The organism is Variovorax glucosi (assembly GCF_051216695.1).
In the GTDB taxonomy this organism is placed as follows: Bacteria; Pseudomonadota; Gammaproteobacteria; order Burkholderiales; family Burkholderiaceae_C; genus Variovorax.
The window spans coordinates 469,700-490,670 of record NZ_JBPJZE010000004.1 but is presented as its reverse complement, the minus strand read 5'-3'; the positions used below and the strand labels follow the sequence as shown (position 1 = coordinate 490,670).

22 protein-coding genes and 1 tRNA gene are annotated in these 20,971 nt (G+C 63.6%); 6 read left to right on the top strand and 17 right to left on the bottom strand.

Features of this window, described 5'->3' with window-relative positions:
* The first annotated feature begins 104 nt into the window (after nucleotides 1-104).
* Nucleotides 105-557: an ABC transporter substrate-binding protein gene (locus ACSFA3_RS20730; protein ID WP_435507371.1), complete on the top strand. Its 453-nt coding sequence runs from the start codon at nucleotides 105-107 to the stop codon at nucleotides 555-557.
* Nucleotides 558-685: 128 nt separating this feature from the next.
* On the opposite strand, the gene ACSFA3_RS20725 is transcribed toward ACSFA3_RS20730, so the two are convergent.
* The 9 genes from ACSFA3_RS20725 to ACSFA3_RS20685 form a co-directional block, all read right to left on the bottom strand.
* Entirely contained in the window at nucleotides 686-1,093 is a 408-nt protein-coding gene (locus ACSFA3_RS20725; RefSeq protein ID WP_435507370.1) for a GFA family protein, read from the bottom strand.
* 92 nt (nucleotides 1,094-1,185) lie between these two features.
* Nucleotides 1,186-2,139: a Bug family tripartite tricarboxylate transporter substrate binding protein gene (locus ACSFA3_RS20720; RefSeq protein ID WP_435507404.1), complete on the bottom strand. Its 954-nt coding sequence runs from the start codon at nucleotides 2,137-2,139 to the stop codon at nucleotides 1,186-1,188.
* A 72-nt stretch (nucleotides 2,140-2,211) separates the two neighbouring features.
* Nucleotides 2,212-2,850, bottom strand: coding sequence for a 3-isopropylmalate dehydratase small subunit (leuD, locus tag ACSFA3_RS20715; RefSeq protein WP_435507369.1), 639 nt, complete (start codon nucleotides 2,848-2,850; stop codon nucleotides 2,212-2,214).
* The gene (leuC, locus tag ACSFA3_RS20710; RefSeq protein ID WP_435507368.1) at nucleotides 2,847-4,304 is read right to left on the bottom strand and encodes a 3-isopropylmalate dehydratase large subunit; all 1,458 of its coding nucleotides are present in this window, start codon (nucleotides 4,302-4,304) and stop codon (nucleotides 2,847-2,849) included. The genes leuD and leuC overlap by 4 nt, the downstream gene beginning before the upstream one ends.
* Nucleotides 4,305-4,316: 12 nt before the next feature.
* The gene (locus tag ACSFA3_RS20705; RefSeq protein ID WP_435507367.1) at nucleotides 4,317-5,294 is read right to left on the bottom strand and encodes a hydroxymethylglutaryl-CoA lyase; all 978 of its coding nucleotides are present in this window, start codon (nucleotides 5,292-5,294) and stop codon (nucleotides 4,317-4,319) included.
* Nucleotides 5,291-6,508 carry a CaiB/BaiF CoA transferase family protein gene (locus tag ACSFA3_RS20700; RefSeq protein ID WP_435507366.1) on the bottom strand — a complete coding sequence of 406 codons (1,218 nt, stop codon included), beginning with the start codon at nucleotides 6,506-6,508 and terminating at the stop codon, nucleotides 5,291-5,293. Before ACSFA3_RS20700 ends, ACSFA3_RS20705 begins: the two co-directional genes overlap by 4 nt.
* 125 nt (nucleotides 6,509-6,633) lie before the next feature.
* The gene (locus ACSFA3_RS20695) at nucleotides 6,634-7,056 is read right to left on the bottom strand and encodes a hypothetical protein (RefSeq protein WP_435507365.1); all 423 of its coding nucleotides are present in this window, start codon (nucleotides 7,054-7,056) and stop codon (nucleotides 6,634-6,636) included.
* A gap of 115 nt (nucleotides 7,057-7,171) precedes the next feature.
* Nucleotides 7,172-7,600, bottom strand: coding sequence for a hypothetical protein (locus tag ACSFA3_RS20690; protein ID WP_435507364.1), 429 nt, complete (start codon nucleotides 7,598-7,600; stop codon nucleotides 7,172-7,174).
* Between the two features lie 175 nt (nucleotides 7,601-7,775).
* Nucleotides 7,776-8,021 (bottom strand): hypothetical protein, encoded by a 246-nt coding sequence (locus ACSFA3_RS20685; RefSeq protein ID WP_435507363.1) that lies wholly within the window; start codon nucleotides 8,019-8,021, stop codon nucleotides 7,776-7,778.
* A 160-nt stretch (nucleotides 8,022-8,181) separates the two neighbouring features.
* On the opposite strand from ACSFA3_RS20685, the gene ACSFA3_RS20680 reads away from it, so the two are divergent.
* Nucleotides 8,182-10,017, top strand: a complete 1,836-nt coding sequence (locus tag ACSFA3_RS20680; RefSeq protein WP_435507362.1) for a bifunctional metallophosphatase/5'-nucleotidase — start codon at nucleotides 8,182-8,184, stop codon at nucleotides 10,015-10,017.
* A gap of 51 nt (nucleotides 10,018-10,068) precedes the next feature.
* Here the strand turns inward: ACSFA3_RS20680 and ACSFA3_RS20675 are convergent, their stop codons facing one another.
* On the bottom strand, nucleotides 10,069-10,674 hold the full coding sequence (locus ACSFA3_RS20675; RefSeq protein WP_435507403.1) for a DUF4337 domain-containing protein: 606 nt from the start codon (nucleotides 10,672-10,674) through the stop codon (nucleotides 10,069-10,071).
* On the opposite strand from ACSFA3_RS20675, the gene ACSFA3_RS20670 reads away from it, so the two are divergent.
* Nucleotides 10,588-10,938, top strand: a complete 351-nt coding sequence (locus ACSFA3_RS20670; RefSeq protein WP_435507406.1) for a hypothetical protein — start codon at nucleotides 10,588-10,590, stop codon at nucleotides 10,936-10,938. The genes ACSFA3_RS20675 and ACSFA3_RS20670 overlap by 87 nt on opposite strands.
* Here ACSFA3_RS20670 and arsH read toward each other — a convergent pair.
* From arsH to hrcA, 4 genes are all read right to left on the bottom strand, one after another.
* Nucleotides 10,909-11,637: an arsenical resistance protein ArsH gene (gene arsH / locus ACSFA3_RS20665; RefSeq protein ID WP_435507361.1), complete on the bottom strand. Its 729-nt coding sequence runs from the start codon at nucleotides 11,635-11,637 to the stop codon at nucleotides 10,909-10,911. The genes ACSFA3_RS20670 and arsH overlap by 30 nt on opposite strands.
* A complete protein-coding gene (arsC, locus tag ACSFA3_RS20660) occupies nucleotides 11,621-12,052 on the bottom strand; it encodes an arsenate reductase (glutaredoxin) (RefSeq protein WP_435507360.1) in 432 nt (143 codons plus the stop codon). Before arsC ends, arsH begins: the two co-directional genes overlap by 17 nt.
* A gap of 93 nt (nucleotides 12,053-12,145) precedes the next feature.
* Nucleotides 12,146-12,222 (bottom strand) — tRNA-Ile (locus tag ACSFA3_RS20655).
* 25 nt (nucleotides 12,223-12,247) lie between these two features.
* Nucleotides 12,248-13,255: a heat-inducible transcriptional repressor HrcA gene (gene hrcA / locus ACSFA3_RS20650; RefSeq protein WP_435507359.1), complete on the bottom strand. Its 1,008-nt coding sequence runs from the start codon at nucleotides 13,253-13,255 to the stop codon at nucleotides 12,248-12,250.
* Between the two features lie 31 nt (nucleotides 13,256-13,286).
* Here hrcA and ACSFA3_RS20645 point away from each other — a divergent pair, with 31 nt between their 5' ends.
* From ACSFA3_RS20645 to rapZ, 3 genes are read left to right on the top strand one after another with little or no spacing between them, the layout of a single operon-like run.
* Nucleotides 13,287-14,183 carry an NAD kinase gene (locus ACSFA3_RS20645; RefSeq protein WP_435507358.1) on the top strand — a complete coding sequence of 299 codons (897 nt, stop codon included), beginning with the start codon at nucleotides 13,287-13,289 and terminating at the stop codon, nucleotides 14,181-14,183.
* 40 nt (nucleotides 14,184-14,223) lie between these two features.
* Nucleotides 14,224-15,921, top strand: a complete 1,698-nt coding sequence (gene recN / locus ACSFA3_RS20640) for a DNA repair protein RecN (RefSeq protein ID WP_435507357.1) — start codon at nucleotides 14,224-14,226, stop codon at nucleotides 15,919-15,921.
* Nucleotides 15,918-16,838 (top strand): RNase adapter RapZ, encoded by a 921-nt coding sequence (gene rapZ / locus ACSFA3_RS20635; protein ID WP_435507356.1) that lies wholly within the window; start codon nucleotides 15,918-15,920, stop codon nucleotides 16,836-16,838. The genes recN and rapZ overlap by 4 nt, the downstream gene beginning before the upstream one ends.
* Nucleotides 16,839-16,864: 26 nt before the next feature.
* On the opposite strand, the gene mutY is transcribed toward rapZ, so the two are convergent.
* The 3 genes from mutY to mutM form a co-directional block, all read right to left on the bottom strand.
* Nucleotides 16,865-17,935 carry an A/G-specific adenine glycosylase gene (mutY, locus tag ACSFA3_RS20630; protein ID WP_435507355.1) on the bottom strand — a complete coding sequence of 357 codons (1,071 nt, stop codon included), beginning with the start codon at nucleotides 17,933-17,935 and terminating at the stop codon, nucleotides 16,865-16,867.
* Nucleotides 17,925-19,955: a dynamin family protein gene (locus tag ACSFA3_RS20625; protein WP_435507354.1), complete on the bottom strand. Its 2,031-nt coding sequence runs from the start codon at nucleotides 19,953-19,955 to the stop codon at nucleotides 17,925-17,927. Before ACSFA3_RS20625 ends, mutY begins: the two co-directional genes overlap by 11 nt.
* Nucleotides 19,956-20,039: 84 nt before the next feature.
* A complete protein-coding gene (mutM, locus tag ACSFA3_RS20620; RefSeq protein ID WP_435507353.1) occupies nucleotides 20,040-20,855 on the bottom strand; it encodes a bifunctional DNA-formamidopyrimidine glycosylase/DNA-(apurinic or apyrimidinic site) lyase in 816 nt (271 codons plus the stop codon).
* Nucleotides 20,856-20,971 lie beyond the last annotated feature (116 nt).

The following is a 20,971-nucleotide window of genomic DNA, read 5'->3' as shown; positions in this document are numbered from 1 at the left end:
CTCGAGAAGTACTTCGTTATGGTCTGAAAAGCGCTGCCGAAACTTTCCGCGCCTCCCACCCATTCCAAGTCATCAACTCTTGCCGCTCATTGCGAGAAATCACCATGTTCAAAACCACATCCTTGCGTTCCGCAGCTGCTGCAGTCATCGTCATCTCCACTGCAGCCATGACCCTACCGACCCTGGCCCATGCCAAGCGGTTCGGCAGCAAGCCAAGTGCAGCCCGACCAGCAAGCACGGCTGCGAAGCCGCCTGCCACGACGCCGGCCACCCCTGCAACCCCTGCGCCGGTTGCTGCAGCGCCAGCAGCTGCAGTCCCGCCAGCCGCTCCGGCTGCCGCGGGCTCAGGGCTGATGGGCACCATGGGTGCGGTTGCCGTGGGCGGAGTTGTAGGTTCTTTGGCTGGCAATGCGATCGCCGGCGGCATGTCGTCGGACAAGGAGGGCAAAGCCAAGGAGGCGGAAGCGCAAAAGGCCGAGAAGGAAGCGAAGGATTTGCAAAAGAAGGCCGACGAAGCAAAGGCCAAGGCGGACGCTGCTCGCGCAGCTGCAAAGTAGCAGGGGGCACGCAACGCATCGATACATCGTCCGCTCGTCGCATTCGGCATCTCGCGTGGCTTTTCGAAGAAGTTCGTCAGGCGCCAGGGATCGGACCAGAAACGCCAGCTGGCGGAGCCGTCGGACTGCTACCAGTCGACCTGGTCGTCGGTCCCGCCGAGACTGGCTGGGAAGCCAACGAAGTGAGGAAGATCGTCGTTCACGGGCGCTAGCGCGTCCTTGCACATGATGTGCAGCTTCGGCTTGAACACGCCATCCGGCAGAAGATAAGCGCTGATGCCATGTATACCCATGCCTGCCGGATCGCCGAACAGATAGGTGCCACACGTGGCGCAGCGCGTGCGCTGGTTGTCCTTCAGCGCCCACCGGAATGTCTTGCCTTCGGTCACTTCGACAGCGGCGTGCGGGTAGATGGAGTACGGCACATAGCCGCCACCGGCAATGCGCTGGCAATCGCGACAATGGCAATACAGATCGGCCACGGGTTCGCCAGTCAGCTTGATCTTCACCTGGCCGCATTGGCACGCAATGTTCATGTCGGGCATCGTTGTCTTTCTAAAGCAGGAATTATTGTCGGTTGTTGTGCTGGGCACGGTCGATCGCGCAGGCGGGCTGGTGGAGCGCCAGGTCAATCCAGCGTCGCTCCCGACTCCTTGACGATGCGTGCCCATTTCGGCAGGTCATCGCGAATGAGCATCGCGAAGTCGGCCGACGATCCTTTCAGGATCTCGCAACCCTGAACCGCCAGTTGCGCTTGAACCTCCGGGCTGTCGAGCGCCTGCGCCACGGCCGCTTGCAGCTTGTCGATCACCGGCTGCGGTGTCCCGGCCGGGGCCAGCAGACCGTACCAGGGGGTGGTGCCGAAGCCGGGGAACGATTCTCCGATCGTCGGAACGCCTGGGAGCGCCGCGATGCGTTTTTCGTTCGCTACCCCCAGCACCTTGAGCTTGCCGCCCTTGATGAAGGCGATCGACGAAGGAAGACTCTGCACCGACAGCGGCAGCTGGCCGCCGACGACGTCCGTCACAGCGGCCGCCGAAGTCTTGTACGGAACATGAACCAGGTCGAGATTGGCCGACTTCTTGAACATTTCGCCGATCAGGTGGTTCAACGTTCCGTTGCCTGCGGAAGCATAGGACAGAGAACCGGGCGGCACCGTCTTGGCGTATGCCAGGAGCTCCTTGACGTTGTTCGGTGGGAAGGCTGGATTGGCGACCAGCACGTAGCCCGCCGTGGCCACGGTGGCGATCGGCACGAAGCCCTTGACCGGATCGAAGCCGGTGTTCTTGTAGAGCGCCGGATTGATCACGTGCGCGCTGTTTGTCGTCAGCAGCAGTGTGTAACCGTCCGGCTTGGCCTTGGCGACCAACGCAGTGCCGATGTTGCCGCCGGCGCCGGGACGGTTGTCGACCAGCATGCCCTGTCCGAGGATGGACGAGAGTTTCTGCACGATGATGCGAGCGATCGCGTCGTTGGCTCCGCCGGCACCCTGCGGAACGACCACGTTCACAATCTTGTCGGGATAGCCGGTCTGGGCAAGAACGGGCGATGCGACGCACGACAGGGTGGCGGCGCAGATCATTACGTTGAAGAGTCGTTTCGAGTAATTCACAGATGTCTTTCTTAGGCTCGGATCGGGAAACGGCAGCGGGGGTCAGTCGAAAAGCCAAGGCTCGATCGCCCTGCGCTTTTCCTCATAGGTCACGATGCGATGGGTGTCGGCCAGAGTCATCGAGATATCGTCTAGGCCATTGAGCAACCGATGCTTCAGCTGACCGTCGACCCCGAACTCCAGCACCGTGCCGTCCGCGTTCGTGACGGACTGACGTTCCAGGTCGATCTCCAGCGTCAGGCCTTCCGCTGACTGGGCGCATGCGAAAAGATCGTCGATTTCGGAATGTGCGAGCACGATCGGCAGGATGCCGTTCTTGAAGCAGTTGCCGTGGAAGATGTCCGCGAAGCTCGGCGCGATCAAGGCCCGGAATCCGAAATCCCACAGGGCCCAGGGCGCATGCTCGCGACTCGATCCGCAGCCGAAGTTCTCGCGTGTGAGCAGCACCTGCGCACCCGCGTACCGGGGTTGATTCAGGGCGAAGTCGCGGTTAAGCGGTCGTGTCGAGTTATCCATGCCTGGCTCGCCGTGGTCGAGGTAGCGCCACTGGTCGAACAGGTTCTCGCCGTACCCGGTTCGACGGATCGACTTCATGAACTGCTTGGAGATGATGGCGTCGGTGTCGATATTGGCGCGGTCGATCGGCACGACCCGCGACTTCAGGTGCCTGAACGCCCTCATGCCGACACCTCATCGATGCGAACGTCGACGAAATGACCGGCGATGGCTGCGGCGGCGGCCATTGCCGGACTGACCAGATGGCTGCGCCCGCCCGCGCCCTGGCGTCCCTCGAAGTTCCGGTTCGACGTCGAAGCGCAGCGCTCGCCAGCCGCCAGACGGTCGTCGTTCATGCCCAGGCACATCGAGCAGCCGGGCTCGCGCCATTCGAAGCCCGCGGCCCTGAAGATGCGGTCCAGGCCTTCCGCCTCGGCCTGGGCCTTGACCAGCCCGGACCCCGGAACCACCAGTGCCTGCCGGATGGAGGACGCGATGCGCTGTCCCTGCACGACAGCCGCAGCCGCGCGCAGGTCTTCGATGCGGGCATTGGTGCAAGAGCCGATGAACACCTTATCGGGCCGGATGTCGACGATGCGGGTGCCGGGCGCAAGGCCCATGTAGGCCAGGGCCTGTGCCATTCCCGCGCGCCGCACCGGATCGGTTTCGACCGCCGGATCCGGGATCGAACCGTCGATGGCGACGACCATGTCCGGCGACGTGCCCCAGGTGACCATGGGCCGAAGCGCAGATGCGTCGATGTCCAGGCGGGCGTCGTAAGTCGCGCCGGCGTCGCTGACGAGCGTGCGCCAGTGCGAGACCGCCTGTTGCCAGCGCGCGTTGCGCGGCGCCATGGGCCGTCCCTGGAGATAGTCGATGGTGATGTCATCCACCGCGATCAGGCCGACGCGCGCACCACCCTCGATCGCCATGTTGCACAGCGTCATGCGGCCTTCCATCGACATGCCGCGGATCGCATCGCCGGTGAACTCGATCGCATAGCCTGCCGCGCCGCCTGCGCCGAGGCGCTGGATGATGCCCAGGATCAGGTCCTTGGGCGTCACGCCTGCATCCAGCCGACCCGACACGTGCACCTGCATGCAACGCATGCGGCGGATCGCCAGGCATTGCGTGGCCAGCACATGCTCGACCTCCGATGTCCCCACGCCGAAGGCCAATGCGGCGAACGCGCCGTGCGTGCTGGTGTGGGAGTCGCCCGCGACCACCGTCATGCCGGGCAGCGTGGCCCCTTGCTCGGGTCCGATGACATGGATGATTCCTTGCCGCGGGTCGCCAAGGCCGAACTCTCGAACGCCGAAGTCGGCACAGTTGATCGACAACTGCTCGACCTGCCGTCGTGCCAGTACATCCTTGATCCCGTCGTTGCCGCTCTCGCGATCGGTTGTGGGAACGTTGTGGTCGGCCGTGGCCAGTACCGTTTCCTTGCGCCACAGCGTGCGGCCGGCTTCGCGCAGGCCCTCGAAGGCCTGCGGGCTCGTGACCTCGTAGACAAGTTGCCGGTCGACGTACAGCAGGGCCGTGCCGTCGCCGTAGTCTTCGACGACGTGGCTGTCCCAGAGCTTGTCGAGCAATGTGCGTGGCTGAACGACGGCAGCTTCGGGCTGAGCGATGGAGGGCATGTGCATGCTTCTTCAGCGCGAAAGTGCGCGTTCCCGGATGGCGGCGAAATCGTCCGGCATTCGATGCAGGTCGAGGCGTCGACCGGCCTTGACGATCTGGCTCGGAATGTCGTGGCCGATAAGGCCCGGCAGGCGTCGGGATGCATCGAGCAGACGGTCCAGATCGACGCCGGTGTCGTAGCCGCTCAGCTGCAGCGCATGCACGATCTCCTCGCTGCACACGTTGCCGGTGGCACCGGGTGCGTAAGGGCAGCCACCGATCCCGCCGAGCGAGGCATCGAAGCGGTCGGCGCCTTCGGAGATGCCGGCGAAGACGTTCGCCAGGCCCATGCCGCGCGTGTTGTGGAAGTGCAGGGTCAGCTCGACATCCGGCCAGCGAGCGCGAAACGCGCGCGTCAGGGCCGAGACTTGGCCGGGATAAGCCATGCCCGTGGTGTCGCAGAGGGTGACGCCATGAGCGCCGAATTCGGCGATGTAGCGGTCGCACCAGTCCATTACCGTGGCTTCCGGCACGTCGCCTTCCATCGGACAGCCGAAGGCACACGACAGCGACACGTTCACCGCCACACCCGCCTCCCGCGCCAGCGCATTGACCTGGGCCAGCCCGGCAAAGGACTGATCGCGCGTCATGCGCAGGTTGGACAGGTTGTGAGATTCGCTGGCCGACATCACCAGGTTCATCTCGTCGGTGCGGGCATCGATGGCGCGTTCGGCGCCACGCAGGTTGGGTACCAGTGCGCTGTAAACCACGCCGGGATGGCGCTCGATCTCGCGCATCACGACCTCGCCATCGCGCAGCGCCGGAATGGCCTTGGGCGAGGTGAACGAGGTGACCTCGATCTTTGCCAGACCGGTGCGCGAGAGCGCGTCGACCAGGGCGATCTTGTCGGCGGTCGGCACGAAGACCGCTTCGACCTGAAGGCCGTCGCGGGTGCCGACTTCCTGCATGTGGATTCGCCGGCCGGTACCGGTCCAGAGGTTCGCGTTCATGCGATCACCTTCCTGTCGCGCAACGCGGCGATGTCCTGTGTCGAGAACCCGATCTCGGCCAGTACCGCATCGGTGTCGTCGCCGAGATGGGGCGCCGACGAACGGATGGTGCCGGGAGTGCCGAGCAGTTTGGGTACCACGCCGGGCACCTCGATCACATGGCCGTCGCGCGTGGTCTGCGCAAGGATCATGTCGCGCGCCCGATAGTGCGGGTCCTCGGCGATGTCCCTGGCGGTGAACACCTTGCCGGCCGGCACCTTCGCTTCGTTCAGGACGGCGAGCACGTCGACGATGGCACGCGTCTGTGTCCAGCCATCGATCGCTTCGTCGAGTTCCGCGACACGCGCTACCCGGCCTGCGTTGTCGGCGAGGCCGGCGTCGTTGCTCAGGTCGTCCCGCCCAATGGCCTTCATTAGGCGAGCGAAGATGCTGTCGCCGTTGCCAGCGATCAGCACGTAGCCGTCTGTGCAGCGGTACGCATTGGAAGGTGCGATGCCAGGCAGCGCACTGCCGGCGGCTTCGCGGACGGCACCGAAGGCGCTGTATTCGGGCACCAGACTCTCCATGACGTTGAACACCGCTTCGTGAAGCGCCACGTCGATCACCTGCCCCTGGCCGCCGTTGACCTTGCGGTGGTAGAGCGCGGTGAGGATGCCGATCGTGCCGTGCAGGGCAGCCAGCGTGTCGCCGATCGAGATGCCGCAGCGCACCGGCACGCGGTCCGGCTCGCCGGTCAGATGGCGCAATCCGCCCATCGCTTCGCCGATGGCGCCGAAGCCTGGCAGGTCGCGGTACGGGCCGGTCTGGCCGTAACCCGAGATCCGCAGCATCACCAGACCGGGGTTCAGCGAGCGGAGCACGTCGTAGCCCATGCCCCACCCCTCCAGCGTGCCCGGTCGAAAGTTCTCGATCAGCACGTCGGCTTCGGCGATCAGCTTGCGGGCGATGTCCTGTCCCTCAGGGCTGCGCAGGTCGAGCGCAAGCGAGCGCTTGTTGCGCGACTGCACCTGCCACCACACGGAGGTGCCGTCCTGAATCATCCGCCAGTTGCGCAAGGGATCGCCCGAACCAGGTGCCTCGATCTTGACGACGTCGGCGCCGAATTCGCCGAGCGTCTTCCCCGTGAAAGGGCCGGCGATGAGTTGACCCATTTCGACCACGCGAACGCCGTGCAGAGCGCCTTGTGCCGGGGTTGTTGCATTAGTGCTGTCCATGAACCAATTATGGAAACACGGCCGCACCGGCGAAAGATCGCAGTGGCGAGCCCAGCTTTCTCCGATCACGAAAGCAGGCACGGGATTACCCTCGCTTCATGCCGACGGTTCGGCGCCGGCGTGCCTCAAGGAGGAGATCGATGAACAGGCGACGGGACCGCCATACCCAACCCTGCGGCACGACGACGACCGTGCCATCGTCGCGGAAGTTCAAACCACTGGAAATCGAACAGACTTGCCAGCCTTTTCAAGGACTCCGGCCCTGACGTTTTCTGTGGTTCGGCCGATTCAAGTGAGCGAATCGCGGTCCTCGCAAATTTCAAACCTCGATGAACTGCTCCCAGTCGCGACGACGAAATCAGCGCAGAGGGCACGTTGGAAACTTGGCGTAGCCCTGTGTCATCAACCAGGAACACGTGATAGACCCAACATTGGCGTTCAGAGTCGTAGACGCATCGAACCTTGATCTGGAAATCCATGAAATCCGCTTCAGCGAGGACCTCATGTCCACGGTCGATCAGCTGCAGGTTTCGGACATGTTGATGCATGCAGGACTCCCTGTTTGAGTCCAAAGTATCGCTTTGCAGAACCTCACATAAGCGTCGAAACTTTTGGCCTAGGCCATATGCTTGAGAGGCGTTACCGAGGCAAGAAAGCGGTCACCTAGGCAGCCAGTCTTGCCATCTCTTCCGGACTCTCGATCACGAGCATCAACGACGGCTGCTTCACACCGAGAAGGTGATTTACAGCGTACGTCATCCCCATGTTGGCAGCGCCGATGCGTGAAGCTGTCCGAAGTTGCGACGGGTCAGGGCTGAGACGTGTCGTGGCCTTTCCTTCTTCGACGAGAAATACGTTGTATGTCCAGCACCATTGATGCTGGACATACGTGCAACGCACGCGAATGCGGTGCTGCATGAAATCGGCTTCGGCCACCAGGTCCTCGCCCAACTCGACCATGCATAAATTTTGAACTGCTGAGTTCATCCAGCTTCCTTTGTGTAGTGCTGGAGTATTCACATGACCGTAGACAAAAGGTTTCAATTTTGGTCGGCGTTTGCTGAAAGACTCGCGTTGCGGCGACTCCTTCACGAAATCTGAAAGGTCACGTAGGAGTACACCGATTGCCCGTGAAGATGCGCACCGAGGTCATGGTCGACGGCCTGGAACACGCAATCAGCCTGCACGGAATCAGGCGGATCGCAGCTCTGGCGAATGCGCAGTCCACACTCTCGAGCTAGTTGGTCCTGGCTCCAAGTCCGAAACTTCAGCGGAGTAGCTGGAAGAGCACAAAGCCGGTCACGATGACGAATGACACGGCAAGAAATCGCGGGTTCAGCAGAACACCAAGAATTTGCCGAACCCGGTCTTGCGAATGTTTGGCGCCGTTTTGACGGCGCAACTCAGCCGATTCGGTTCTCGTCTTGCCCGCGATTCGCTCGAGATCGTCGTTGTCTTCCATTGCTTTTCTCTGTTTGACAGCGCGTTGGCGTATGCGCAGCAGATCATCCATGCATCTACAGCCCGAGCTGATATAGGAATTCTGGTGCTCGGCAATCGCTGGATCAACTGAAGTTACCAACTTTGTAATGACTGTTGTCGAACGACCTACAAGTCATCGAGACGTCACCCGAAGTTCCTAGGGTGCGTGCAATCTCTTCAAAGGAATCGACATGAGCAGGCCTTGGAAAACCGCGGCACTTGCCAGCACTGTGGCTTTGCTCGCGCTCGCCGGATGCGGTGGCGGACATGGGGACGACGTCGCCTCGACGCCGCCCGCGGTGCCACCGACGACGACACCGACGACGACACCGATGCCGGTTCCTGCGGTGATGTCGATAAAACTCATCGCATTCAACGATCTGCACGGCAATCTCGAACCGCCAAAGACATCGATCTCCGCGCCCCTTGCAGCAGGTGGAACCGTCTCGGTCCCGGCGGGTGGTGCTGCGTACATGGCCTCGGCGATCGCGACCCTGAAAGCCCGAAATCCGAACTACGCCGTGGTCTCGGCAGGAGACATGATCGGAGCGTCGCCGCTCGTTTCGGCGCTGTTTCTGGACGAGCCGACCATCGAGACCGTCAATGCGATGAAGATCGATTTCAATGCCGTCGGCAATCACGAATTCGACAAGGGGCAGACCGAATTGCTCCGGATGAAGAACGGAGGCTGCGCCAAGAACACGGCGCTCGAGCCATGCCAAGTGAACAAGACCTTTCCGGGAGCCAACTTCGGCTTCCTCGCTGCGAACACGCTGAAAGCGGACGGCACGACCTTGTTTCCCGCGACCGGCATCAAGACGTTCACTCAGGATGGCGCGACCGTCAAGGTCGGATTCATCGGCATGACACTCAAGGGCACGCCCAGCATCGTGACCCCTGCCGGCGTGGCAGGGCTGACGTTCAAGGACGAAGCCGACACGGCTAACGCATTGATTCCCGCCCTGCGAGCGCAAGGTGCCGATGTGATCGTGGTGGTCGTGCACGAGGGAGGCACGACGACGGCGGGCTACAACGACAAGAGCTGTGCGGGCCTCAGTGGCGATGTGCTTCCCATCCTCAACCGTCTCGACGCCGGCGTGGACGTCGTGGTGTCCGGACATACGCACCGTGCCTACGTGTGCGACTACGCGAAGACCAACGCGAGCAAGCCGTTCCTGCTCACAAGCGCAGGGCAGTACGGCACCATCGTCACCGACATCAACCTCTCCGTGAACACGAGCACCCGCAAGGTCGTAGCGAAGTCTGCCGACAACGTGATCGTCCAGAGCGAGGCTTACGGAAGCGGTGCCGCAACAGTCGCACTGACCGATCAGTACCCGAGATTCGAGAAGAACGCCGAAATCGGCGCCCTCATCGGTCGCTACCGAGCCGTTGCGGAGCCTCTGGTCGCCCGCATCGTCGGGCAGGTCACCGCGCCCGCAACGCGTACCAACGCACTCTCGCGCGAGAACGTGATGGGCAATCTGATCGCGGACGCCCAACTTGCGGCAACAGCACCCGTTGCGAAAGGTGGTGCCCAGATCGCCTTCATGAACCCGGGCGGCGTGCGTGCCGACCTGATCCCGGGAACCAACGGCGACGTGACTTACGGACAGCTCTTCAGCGTGCAACCGTTCGGCAACAGCCTGGTGGTCAAGACCATGACCGGGGCCCAGCTTCGCGCGCTGCTCGAGCAGCAGTTCAACAGCGGCGCGAACACCACGGGCGCACCGCGCGTGCTGCTTGCGTCGACTGGCTTCAGCTACACCTACAACCTTGCAGCGGCTGCCGGATCCCGGATCACCGCGATGAAGCTGGCTGGCACGCCCGTGCTCGATGCCACCACCTACCGAGTGACGATGAACAGCTTCCTGGCAACGGGTGGAGACAACTTCACCGTGTTCAACGAAGGTACCCAGACGATCGGAGGGGATCAGGACATCGATGCACTGGAGGCCTACATCAAGGCCAACAAGCCTTTGATGCCGCCCACGCCGACACGCATCGTCAACGCGACGCCTTCCTGAGGTTGATGCGCGCCTCGGAGAACCCGTCTGCGCGTCGCTGCCGATGCCGGCCTAGAGATGCAACATGGCTGCGACACCGACGACAAGTCCAGCGCCGGCCAACACGAACATGCCGTACTCCACCCATTTCTTGCGTGTGAGCAGCGCAATGGCGGCAAGTGCGATCGACACTTGTAAAACCGTGGTGGCTTGCGCCCAGCGATGGTGTTGATGCATCTGCGCTTCAGACTGGTGGTCCCAGTCGGTGGCTTCGGATTCGAGCTTTTGTGCTGCCGCCTGGATCTCGGTTTTTTCTTTTTCGTAGCGATCGACCTTGGCTTGAAGCCCGGCTTTGCGATCCTCAGGTCCCAGATCGCGAGCGAACTCGGCCAGCGACTGCTTCGTGCTCTTCGACTGGAAGTAGTTCCACTGATTCGAAGCTTCGGTCTTCTTGATGGCGGCGTTGTTCTTGTACAGACCCGCATTGGCCTGCGTGGCACCCCCCATGTACGAGAACACCGCGCCGACCGTGGCAATGATCGCGGTGCAGACGGCAATCTGGTTGATCATGCTCTTGGTGCCAGCCCCGGCATGCGTGCTGTCGCCGTGATCCCCACTCGCAGCGTGTTCGAGTTCGTGTTCGTGCGGGCCATGCACGTGAAAGCCTTGTCCAGACATTTTTACTTTTTCTCTAGTTTTTGTAGTGGCGAAAAGTACCGCCGCGTCGCTTACTCGCAGCAGGGCATCATGACTTCGTCGCAGCAATCGCTGTCGCAGCAAGGTGAAGCCGCAAAGGCGGTGACGGACGCAAGCGCGAAAATCAGAACGGCAAAAAGTTTCTTCATACAGGTTCTCAAGGTGAGGAAGCAGGTAATTCAGCCAGTGGCATCGCTGCGATTGTCGATGACGCTGTCAGATGCCGTGCGGGTTGATCCGTTTTGACAGGGCTTCCGCGCTCTCGCATCGCTCGCTGTAGCGTTCGACCAGATAGTCCGCGCAGTCTCGCGTGAGCAACGTGAACTTCACCAGTTCTTCCATCACGTCGACCACCCGCTCGTAGTACGACGAAGGCTTCATACGCCCGTCGTCGTCGAACTCCAGGAACGCCTTGGCCACGGACGACTGGTTTGGGATCGTGATCATGCGCATCCAGCGCCCGAGCACGCGCATCTGGTTGACGGCATTGAAGGACTGCGAACCGCCCGACACTTCCATCAACGCCAGCGTCTTGCCCTGCGTCGGCCGCACCGACCCGATGGCCAATGGAATCCAGTCGATCTGTGCCTTCAGGATCGCGGTCATCGCGCCATGACGTTCCGGGGAGGTCCACACCATGCCTTCGGACCACTGCGCGAGGTCGCGCAGCTCTTGCACCTTCGGATGGCCGTCCGGTGCACCGTCCGGCAACGGCAGGTCGCGCGGATCGTAGATGCGTGTCTCGCAGCCCAGTGCCTGCAGCAGGCGAGCCGCTTCCTCGGTCAATAACCGGCTGTAGCTACGCTCGCGCAACGAGCCGTAGAGCAGCAGGATGCGTGGCGCATGCGTCGCCCGCGTCGTGGGATGAATGCGCTGAAGATCGGGCCGGTGGAACAAGCCGGAATCGATATTTGGCAGGTTCGGCGAATCAGGACCTGACGACATGCTGTCCCTTGCCATCGACGACAACTTCGCCGTCTTCCTTCGAAAACCCGCCTCGCTGCGGCGCCGGCAGGATCTCGAGAACAGCTTCCGAGGGCCGGCACAGCCGGGTCGCGAGCGGCGTGACGACGATGGGCCGATTCATGAGGATCGGATGCTGCAGCACAAAGTCGATCAGCTGGTCATCGGTCCATTTCGGGTCATTCAGGCCGAGTTCGTCGTAGGGCGTGCCCTTTTGTCGCAGCACATCGCGCACTGGCATGCCCATGGCGGCAATCAGTCGCTCCAGGGCCGCGCGATCGGGCGGGGTCTTCAGGTATTCGACGACGGTGGGTTCCTCGCCGGTGTTGCGGATCAGCGCAAGCACGTTGCGCGAAGTGCCGCAGTCGGGGTTGTGATAGATCGTGATGTAGCTCATGGATCATGGCTTCTTCGACTGGACAGGTCTCGCCCATGGCATCGATGGAGAGCACACCGATCGCGCGCGGCGGGCATCTCCGAAACGATAAGGTGGTAGGCCGTGATGGGCTTGAACCATCGACCAACGGATTATGAGTCCGCTGCTCTAACCAACTGAGCTAACGGCCCACGCGGCATTATTCTAGCGGCGCGGCTACTTGCGATGATTCAGCGCGTTGGTCAGCAGGCGCGAGGTGATGTCGACGATCTGGATCATCCGGTCGTACGGCATGCGCGTCGGGCCGATGACCCCCAGCGTGCCGACCACCTGCCCGTCGACCTCGTAGTTCGCGCTCACGATCGACAGCTCCTCGAACGGCACGACCTTGCTTTCGCCGCCGATGAAGATGCGCACACCCTCCGCCTTGCTCGACACATCCAGCAGCCGCATCAGCTGCGCTTTCTGCTCGAACAAATCGAATGCACGGCGCAGCTGGCCCATATCGCTCGAAAAATCGCTCACAGCCAGCAGATTGCGTTCGCCGGAAATCACCACCTCGTCCTGCGTCTCCGACATCGCCTCGGTGCTCGCCTGCACGGCGGCCTGCATCAGCGACGCGATCTCGCCGCGCAGCTTCTCGACCTCGGACTGCAGCCGGTCGCGCACCTGCTCGATCGACAGGCCGGCGTAGTGCGCGTTAATGTAGTTGGCAGCCTCGACGAGCTGCGACTGCGAATAGTCGGTGTCCGGAAAGATCACCCGGTTCTGCACATCGCCGTCGGGCGATACGATGATCACCAACAGGCGCCGGTCCGACAGCCGGAGAAACTCGATCTGCCGGAACACCGACGCCCGTCGCGGCGCCATCACGACGCCGACGAACTGCGACAGGCTGGACAGCAGATGCGCCGCGTTGGCAATGACCTTCTGCGGCTGGTCGGGTGCCAGGCTGGGCGTCGCGAACTGTTCACGCTCGTTCGTCGTCAACATCGTGTCGACAAAGAGCCGGTAGCCGCGTGCGGTCGGAATGCGGCCTGCGGAGGTGTGCGGGCTGGTGATCAACCCCAGCGATTCGAGGTCCGACATCACGTTGCGGATGGTCGCCGGCGACAGTTCAAGCCCCGACGCCTGGGAGAGCGTGCGCGATCCCACGGGTTGCCCCTCGGCGATGTAGCGCTCGACAAGCGTCTTGAGCAGCAACTTGGCGCGGTCATCCAGCATCGAAAGATTTTAGTGTTGTAATTTGTTGAATATGAATTCGCGCTTCCGGCATGTCGCTCTCATCGGCAAATACCAGGCGTCCGGCCACCGGGCGCAGGCCGGACCGCAGGACGGCGTGATGGCCGAAATCGGCGCTTTCCTCGAAGCCCAGGGTTGCGAAGTGGTGGTCGAGCGATCGACGGCCGACGACCCGGAAGTCAGCCGCTACGAATCGCTTACGGCCAGCGAAATCGGACAGCGCTGCGACCTCGGCCTCGTCGTCGGCGGCGACGGCACCATGCTCGGCATCGGACGCCAGCTCGCGCCGTACGGCGTTCCGCTGATCGGCATCAACCGCGGCCGCCTCGGCTTCGTGACCGACATCCCGATCGACAACTACCAGTCGACGCTGGTGCCGATGCTGGCCGGCGAATTCGAGGAAGACCACCGCAGCCTGATGCATGCGCACGTAATGCGCGACGGCGTTTGCGTGTTCGACGCGCTGGCGATGAACGACGTGGTGGTCAACCGCGGCGCGACCTCCGGCATGGTCGAACTGCGGGTGTCGGTCGGCAAGCATTTCGTGGCAAGCCAGCGCGCGGACGGCCTGATCATCGCGTCGCCGACCGGCTCCACCGCCTATGCGCTGTCTGCAGGCGGCCCTTTGATGCATCCGTCGATTCCGGGCTGGGTTCTGGTGCCCATCGCGCCACACACGCTGTCGAACCGGCCAATCCTGCTGCCCGATGTCGACGAAATAGTGATCGAACTGGTTTCCGGTCGCGGCGCGAGCGCGAATTTCGACATGCAGTCGCTGGCATCGGTGGAGATCGGAGATCGCGTCGTGGTGCGGCGCTCCGAATTCCGGGTGCGGTTCCTGCATCCGAAAGGCTGGAGCTACTTCGACACGCTGCGCAAGAAACTGCACTGGAACGAGGGAGGCTCCTGACCATGCACCATCGCTGCTCTTTCAACCTGCAGGAACGCTGATGGCTTTGCGACGTATTGCGCTGCGCGACTTCGTGATCGTGCGCGCGCTCGACATCGATCTCTCGTCCGGCTTCACCGTACTCACGGGCGAGACCGGCGCGGGCAAGTCGATCCTGATCGACGCGCTCCAGATCGCCTTGGGCAGCCGCGCCGACGCCGGCGCAGTGCGCGAAGGCGCCGAACGTCTGGACGTGAGCGCCGAATTCGACGCCGATCCGCAGTTCGCCGCCTGGCTCGATGCCGGCGGTTTCGAGACATCCGATTCCCTGCTCCTTCGCCGCACGGTCGACCTGCAGGGCCGGAGCCGCGGCTGGATCAACGGCAGCCCGGCCACTGCGACGCAGCTGCGCGAAATCGGCGACCGGCTGCTCGACATCCACGGCCAGCATGCCTGGCAGAGCCTGACCCGCCCCGATGCCATTCGCGGCCTGCTCGACGCCTACGCCGGCATCGACACCGCCGCGCTCGACGGCGCCTGGACCGGCTGGCGCCAGGCGCTCGGCGCGCTCGACCGTGCGCGGCTGGCGCAGGACACGCTGCAGCGCGAACGCGAACGGCTGCAGTGGCAGATCGGCGAAGTCGCCAAGCTCGCGCCGCTGGCCGACGAGTGGGAAGAGCTTTCGGCGAACCACACTCGGGCTTCCAATGCACAGGCGCTGATCGACGCGGCCGAGGGCGCCCGCACAGCGCTCGAGGACGACGACGCCGGCGCATTGCCGGCGCTCAACCGTGCGCTGGCGTTGCTTCAGGACGTCGAACACATCGAGCCCGAATTCAAGGCGCTTGCCGAAGTGCTGGCATCCAGCGTCGCACAGGCGTCGGATGCTGCGCATTCGCTGCACGGCTATTTGCGGCATTCGGAAGTCGATCCGCAGAGCCTCGCCGAACTCGACGAGCGCATGGGCACCTGGATGTCGCTGGCGCGCCGCTACAAGCGCCAGCCGACCGACCTTCCCGCTTTGCTCGCCAGCTGGCGGGACGAGCTCCGGGCGCTCGACGCGCAGAGCGATCTGGATGCGCTGGAGCGCGCCGAGCAGAACGCGCAGCAGTCTTATATGAAGGAAGCGAAAGCCCTGGGCAAATCTCGCAAGCTCGCGGCGCCGCGCCTGTCTCAGGCCGTCACGCAGGCGATGCAGGGGCTCGGCATGCAGGGCGGCCGCTTCGAGGTAGCGCTGCAGCCGCTGGCGCAGCCGGGTCGCGCAGGGCTGGAAGAGATTTCGTTCCTGGTCGCCGGACACACCGGTAGCACGCCGAGGCCGATCGGCAAGGTGGCGTCGGGCGGCGAGCTCTCGCGCGTGGCGCTGGCGATCGCCGTGACGACCAGCGAACTCGGCGCTGCGCAGACGCTGATCTTCGACGAGGTCGATGCCGGCGTCGGCGGTGCGGTTGCGGAGACCGTCGGGCGGTTGATGCAGCAGCTCGGACGCGACCGGCAGGTACTGGCCGTCACGCATCTGCCGCAAGTCGCGGCTTGCGCAGACCACCATTTGCTCGTCGCGAAACGCCCGACGACCGCGACCGACGCCAAAGACAGTCAGCGCACCGAAAGCAGCGTCGCTGCGCTCGACGACGAGGCACGCACTCGCGAGGTCGCGCGCATGCTCGGCGGCGAACGCGTTTCCGCGACCTCGCTGGCGCACGCGCGCGAAATGCTTGGCAACCAGAGCAACGACACGACAGCGGGAGCAACGTCATGAGCACCACGACCGCTACGACCGCAACGACCGCGGTCGGCGACGGCCGACTCGAACTGGTGCTGATCACAGGCATGTCCGGCTCCGGCAAATCGGTTGCCCTGCACGCGCTCGAAGACGCCGGCTACTACTGCGTCGACAACCTGCCGCCCGAACTGCTGGCACCGTTCATCGCGTTGCAGCGCGAGCAACAGGCGACGCGTGTCGCCATCGCAATGGACGTTCGCAGCGGCGTGTCGCTGCCACTGGTGCCGCAGCAGCTCGAAGGATTGCGGCGGGACGGCGTCGTGCTGCGCTCCCTTTTCCTCGACGCCACGACCGATGCGCTGGTGCGGCGGTTTTCCGAAACGCGCCGCCGCCATCCGCTGTCGCGCCAGGAAGGTCGCACCGACGTACCCGAGCAGCAGCGCGTGCTGGTGCATTCGATCGATCTGGAGCGCGAATTGCTGGCCGACCTGCGCGATGGCGCCGATGTGATCGACACCAGCATCATCCGGCCGTCGCAACTGCAGAGCTATGTGAAAGCGTTGATCTCGGCGCCGGAGAGTTCGCTGACGCTGGTGTTCGAATCCTTCGCGTTCAAGCGCGGTGTGCCGCTCGACGCGGATTACGTTTTCGACGTCCGCATGTTGCCGAATCCGCATTACGTTCCGGCGCTGCGGGCACTGACCGGCCGGGATGCGCCGGTCGTCGAATGGCTGCGCGAGCACGAGGACGTTGCCAAGATGTACGGCGACATCGAGCAATTCCTGAGCCGGTGGCTCGACGCGCTGGCGAGCGACCACCGCGCCTACGTGACGGTCGCCATCGGCTGCACCGGCGGGCAGCACCGGTCGGTGTTCCTGGTCGAACAGCTCGCGCATCGTTTCGGCGCGCGCTGGGCTGCGCTCAAGCGGCATCGGGAGCTGGACGGCGCCTGACCGCGGCTCGGCTCGGCTTGGCTCGCTCAGTCGAACTGAAGCAGACGCTTGCGAACCGGCGCCGGCAAGCCCAGCGGCTCCCATTCGCTGCGCGCCAGCCAACGCCCGTTGTCGGTCAACGCACGTGGCGCAAGGCCGACAAGCGCGACCGGATGCAAGTGCAGGTCCTTGTGCGTCAGCACGTGCACGAATGTGGCTTCGTCGGTCGTCCGGTTGCGCTCATCAGCAGGTATTGCGTCCAGCAGCATTTCACGGCTGTCAAATACCGGCAGCGAATGGAGGCCCGCCCAGATGCCGCGCGCCGGGCGCTTCTCGAGCCAGATCCGCCCCTGCTCGTCCTGCGCCAGCAGCATCCAGAGCGATTGCGCACTGCGCTTGAGCTTCCGGGTCTTGACCGGATAGCGTTCCGGCTGACCTTCGCGGCGACCGACGCAGACATCGGCCATCGGACAGATGATGCAGCTGGGTTTGCGCGGTAGGCAGACGGTGGCGCCGAGGTCCATCACGCCCTGCGTGTAGCGCGCGATGTCGGCGCGCTGGTCGGCGGGCGGCAGAAGGTCGGTCGCCAGATTCCACAGCGTGCGCTCCTGCGCCGTCGACGACATGTCACCGCCGAATCCCAGAACGCGCGTCAGCACCCGCTTGACGTTGCCGTCCAGGATGGCAACGCGCTCGCCGAAGCAGAACGCCGCGATCGCCGATGCGGTAGACCGACCGATGCCGGGCAGCGTCACCAGTTCGGCTGCAGTACGAGGAAAAACGCCACCGAAGCGCATCACGACATCTTGTGCGCACCGATGCATGTTGCGCGCACGGCTGTAGTAGCCGAGGCCGCTCCACAAGCCGAAAACCTCGTCCTCGGTGCCGGCAGCCAGGGCCGCGACATCCGGAAAACGCGCGAGGAAGCGCTCGAAGTAACCGAGCACCGTGCTGACCTGCGTCTGCTGGAGCATGACTTCGGACAGCCAGACACGGTAAGGGTCTTGCGTGTTCTGCCACGGCAGCGTGCTGCGCCCATGACTGCGTTGCCAGTCGACAAGGCGTTTCGCGAAATCAGGCGGGCCGACCGATTGCGAAACCGCGACTTCAGTGGACACCGGCCGCGCCGAATGTCGCAGGCGCCGACGCGGGGGTGTTCGCCCATGCATCGGGCGAGTCGTCCGACACGACCCAATCGATCGGCTCTTCGTGATCGACGGTGTACAGATGTGCAATCTGCTCGCTCAGCTGCTCATTCAGTCCGGCGATACCGCCTTCCTGCTCGGCAATTTCCGTCAGCCGTTCTTCCAGACTTCCGGCTGCGCCCTGAATGCGCTCAACCGACTCGATCCGCCGACCGAAATTACGGCGACGCTCCTTCAGCTGGGCGTCGAGCTGGGCTGCCGCGCCCTTGCTCCAGCGCTCGACCTCGGTCATCGCGGCCTCGTTCACTACCCGCAACCGGCTGGCCAGCGCCCGCACCAGCTTGTCGCAGAAGTCGGCCTGGGCAAGCTTCAGCATGTTGCCCACGCCAAGGTAATGGATGTGACTCTTCTCGATATCGCTCAGCTGCTGCTGGAAACCAACCAGATCCGGCTCGGCCGGCGCCTTGAGCGTGAAGCCGTGCTCGGCATTGAGCTGGCGGAAGGTGGCGTGCAGCATCGCCTGGATTTCGGCGGTCGTCTGCTGCACTTCGCGCAGGTTGTTGCGAAGCGCGTCGAAGGTTTCGCCGTAGATCTTGCGCACGCTCAGCTTGATGCCGGGACGCTTGAGCGCCGAAGCGAGCTTCCCCATGTCGGAACGCAACGCCGTCGTGCCGAGCACCGAATACACCTCGCGCAGGAGCTTGCCCTGCACCGAGCGGAGCGCGAGGATGCGCACGTTGCTGTTCTCGAACTCGTCCTGTTCCTGCTCGATGCGCACCCGCATGTGCTTGATGACCGACACGTTCTTGCCGCGCAGCCCCTGCAGCTCGAGCGCCTGCTCCGACAGGTCGCGCTGGCGCACGCCCAGAATCCGCGAAGCCTCGGCCCGCAACGCGTCGACGCCGGCGTCGACCGCGAGCCTGAGCATCATCTCGCGTTTGCCGAGCAGTCCCGTCCCCAGTACCGATTCCAGCGCCGACAGCCGGCTGGCCTCCAGCAAAGGCGCATCGCGACGGATCTTGGCCTGCAAGCCCTTCTGCGCCGACACCGGCAGCACATGGGCCAGCGGCACGCCGAGCAGCTTTGCGGCGCCCTTGCACTGGCGCTCGATCTGCGCATCGGTCTGCGCAGGCGTGTTGAGGGTGTCCCACATCGTGTCGATCTTGTTCAGCACGACGATGCGCGTGTCGCTGCGCCGCGCCGGATCGCCCTCGGTGATCAGGTGCTCGCGCCAGATCGAGAGATCGGAGCGCGTCACGCCTGTATCGGCACCGAGGATGAAGACGACCGCGTGCGCCTGCGGAATCAGGCTGACGGTGAGTTCGGGCTCGGCACCGATGGCGTTCAGTCCGGGCGTGTCGAGGATGACCAACCCCTGCTCGAGCAGCGGGTGCGGCATGTTCAGCACCGCATGGCGCCAACGGGGAATCTCGACGCGTCCTTCGGCGTCGGGCAGCGGATTTTCTTCAGGTGCGCCGTCGTTCCAGAAGCCCAGCGCGCGCGCCTGTTCCAGCGGCACCCAGGAAACCTCGGCGACCTTGCCCATCGCTCGCGACAGTTGCTCGGCGTCGGAGACGTCGATCGGCACATGCGTCCAGCGATCGGGCTCGTTGCGCCAGTGCACGAGCGAGCGCGGCTCGAGCCGGGTCTCGATCGGCAGCAGTTGCAGGCTCGGCGCCTTGCCAGCGTCGTAACTGAGCTCCGTCGGACACATCGTCGTGCGACCCGCGCTCGCCGGCATGATGCGGCGTCCGTAACCGGCGAAGAAGATCGCGTTGATCAGCTCGGACTTCCCGCGCGAGAACTCCGCAACGAAGGCGACCATGACCTTGCTGGTTCGCAGTTGCGATTCGAGCTCGCTCAGGCGTTCGGCGACGGCCTGGTCGAGCAGGTCGTTCGACTGCAGCCAGCCGGAAAGGCCGTTGAGGCGTTTCGCGAAACTGAGACGCCAGGCGCCGTGCTGGTCGAATTGCTGGTTGAAAGAGCTGCTCAATTGGATGTGTAAAAAAAGTTACAAAAATATAGCATTGGGTCGGCGCCTCTCGACCTTGGATGGTGCTCTTTCTTGCCAACTCTTTCAGTATTTTTGGCAATTCAGACAGAAAAATGTCGACCTCTGGCCTTGCCTGATCTGCCGTATCGGGGTCGCACACACGCGGCAAGGTTCCCCGGTACGACCGTAAACCGTAGCCTCCAGCTGAAAATAGCCGCTCTGGCCGTCGATGTTGGAGAAGTCGCGCAATGTGCTGCCGCCCCGCTCCACCGCCCGCGCCAGAATCTCCCGGATCGCCGCATGCAGCCGCAACATGCGCGGTCGGCTGAGGCGCGATGCAGCCAGTGTCGGCCGGATTCCAGCCAGAAACAACGCTTCCGATGCGTAGATGTTGCCGACGCCGACCACGATGTCGCCCGCAAGCAGCACCTGCTTGATCGGTGCCCGCCGTTGCTGCAAGCCGGCGCGGAAAGCCTCGAAATCAAAGCTGTCTTCCAGCGGCTCCATGCCCAGGCGCCCCAGCAGCTTCAGCGCCAGGGGCGAGCCTTCGTCTTCCACATAGACCACGGCCCCGAAGCGGCGCGGGTCGTTCAGGCGCAGCGTGCCGAGCGTGGTCACAAGATCGAAATGGTCGTGCGTGCCCGGCGACGGCAGCGCAGTGTCGAAACGCAGGCTGCCCGACATTCCCAGATGCATCAGCAGAACGCCTCTGTCGAGCTCGACCAGCAGGTACTTGCCGCGCCGACGCACGGTTTTCACGGTGCGCCCGATCAGTGTCTCGGGTTCGATCTCGAGCGCCCAGCGCAACGGCTTGCCGACGCGGACAGCGTCGATGCGTGCACCTGTGATGCGATCCACGAAGCCACGGCGGGTGACTTCGACTTCCGGAAGTTCTGGCATGTCTGATTGTTGGGGGTTATCGGCGGGTCGACTGGCGGCTTTGGCCTGCATGAGAACGCGCGGGGAACCCGCAACGGCGCCAACGCTCATACAAAGGCCTCGATTATTATGAGTTC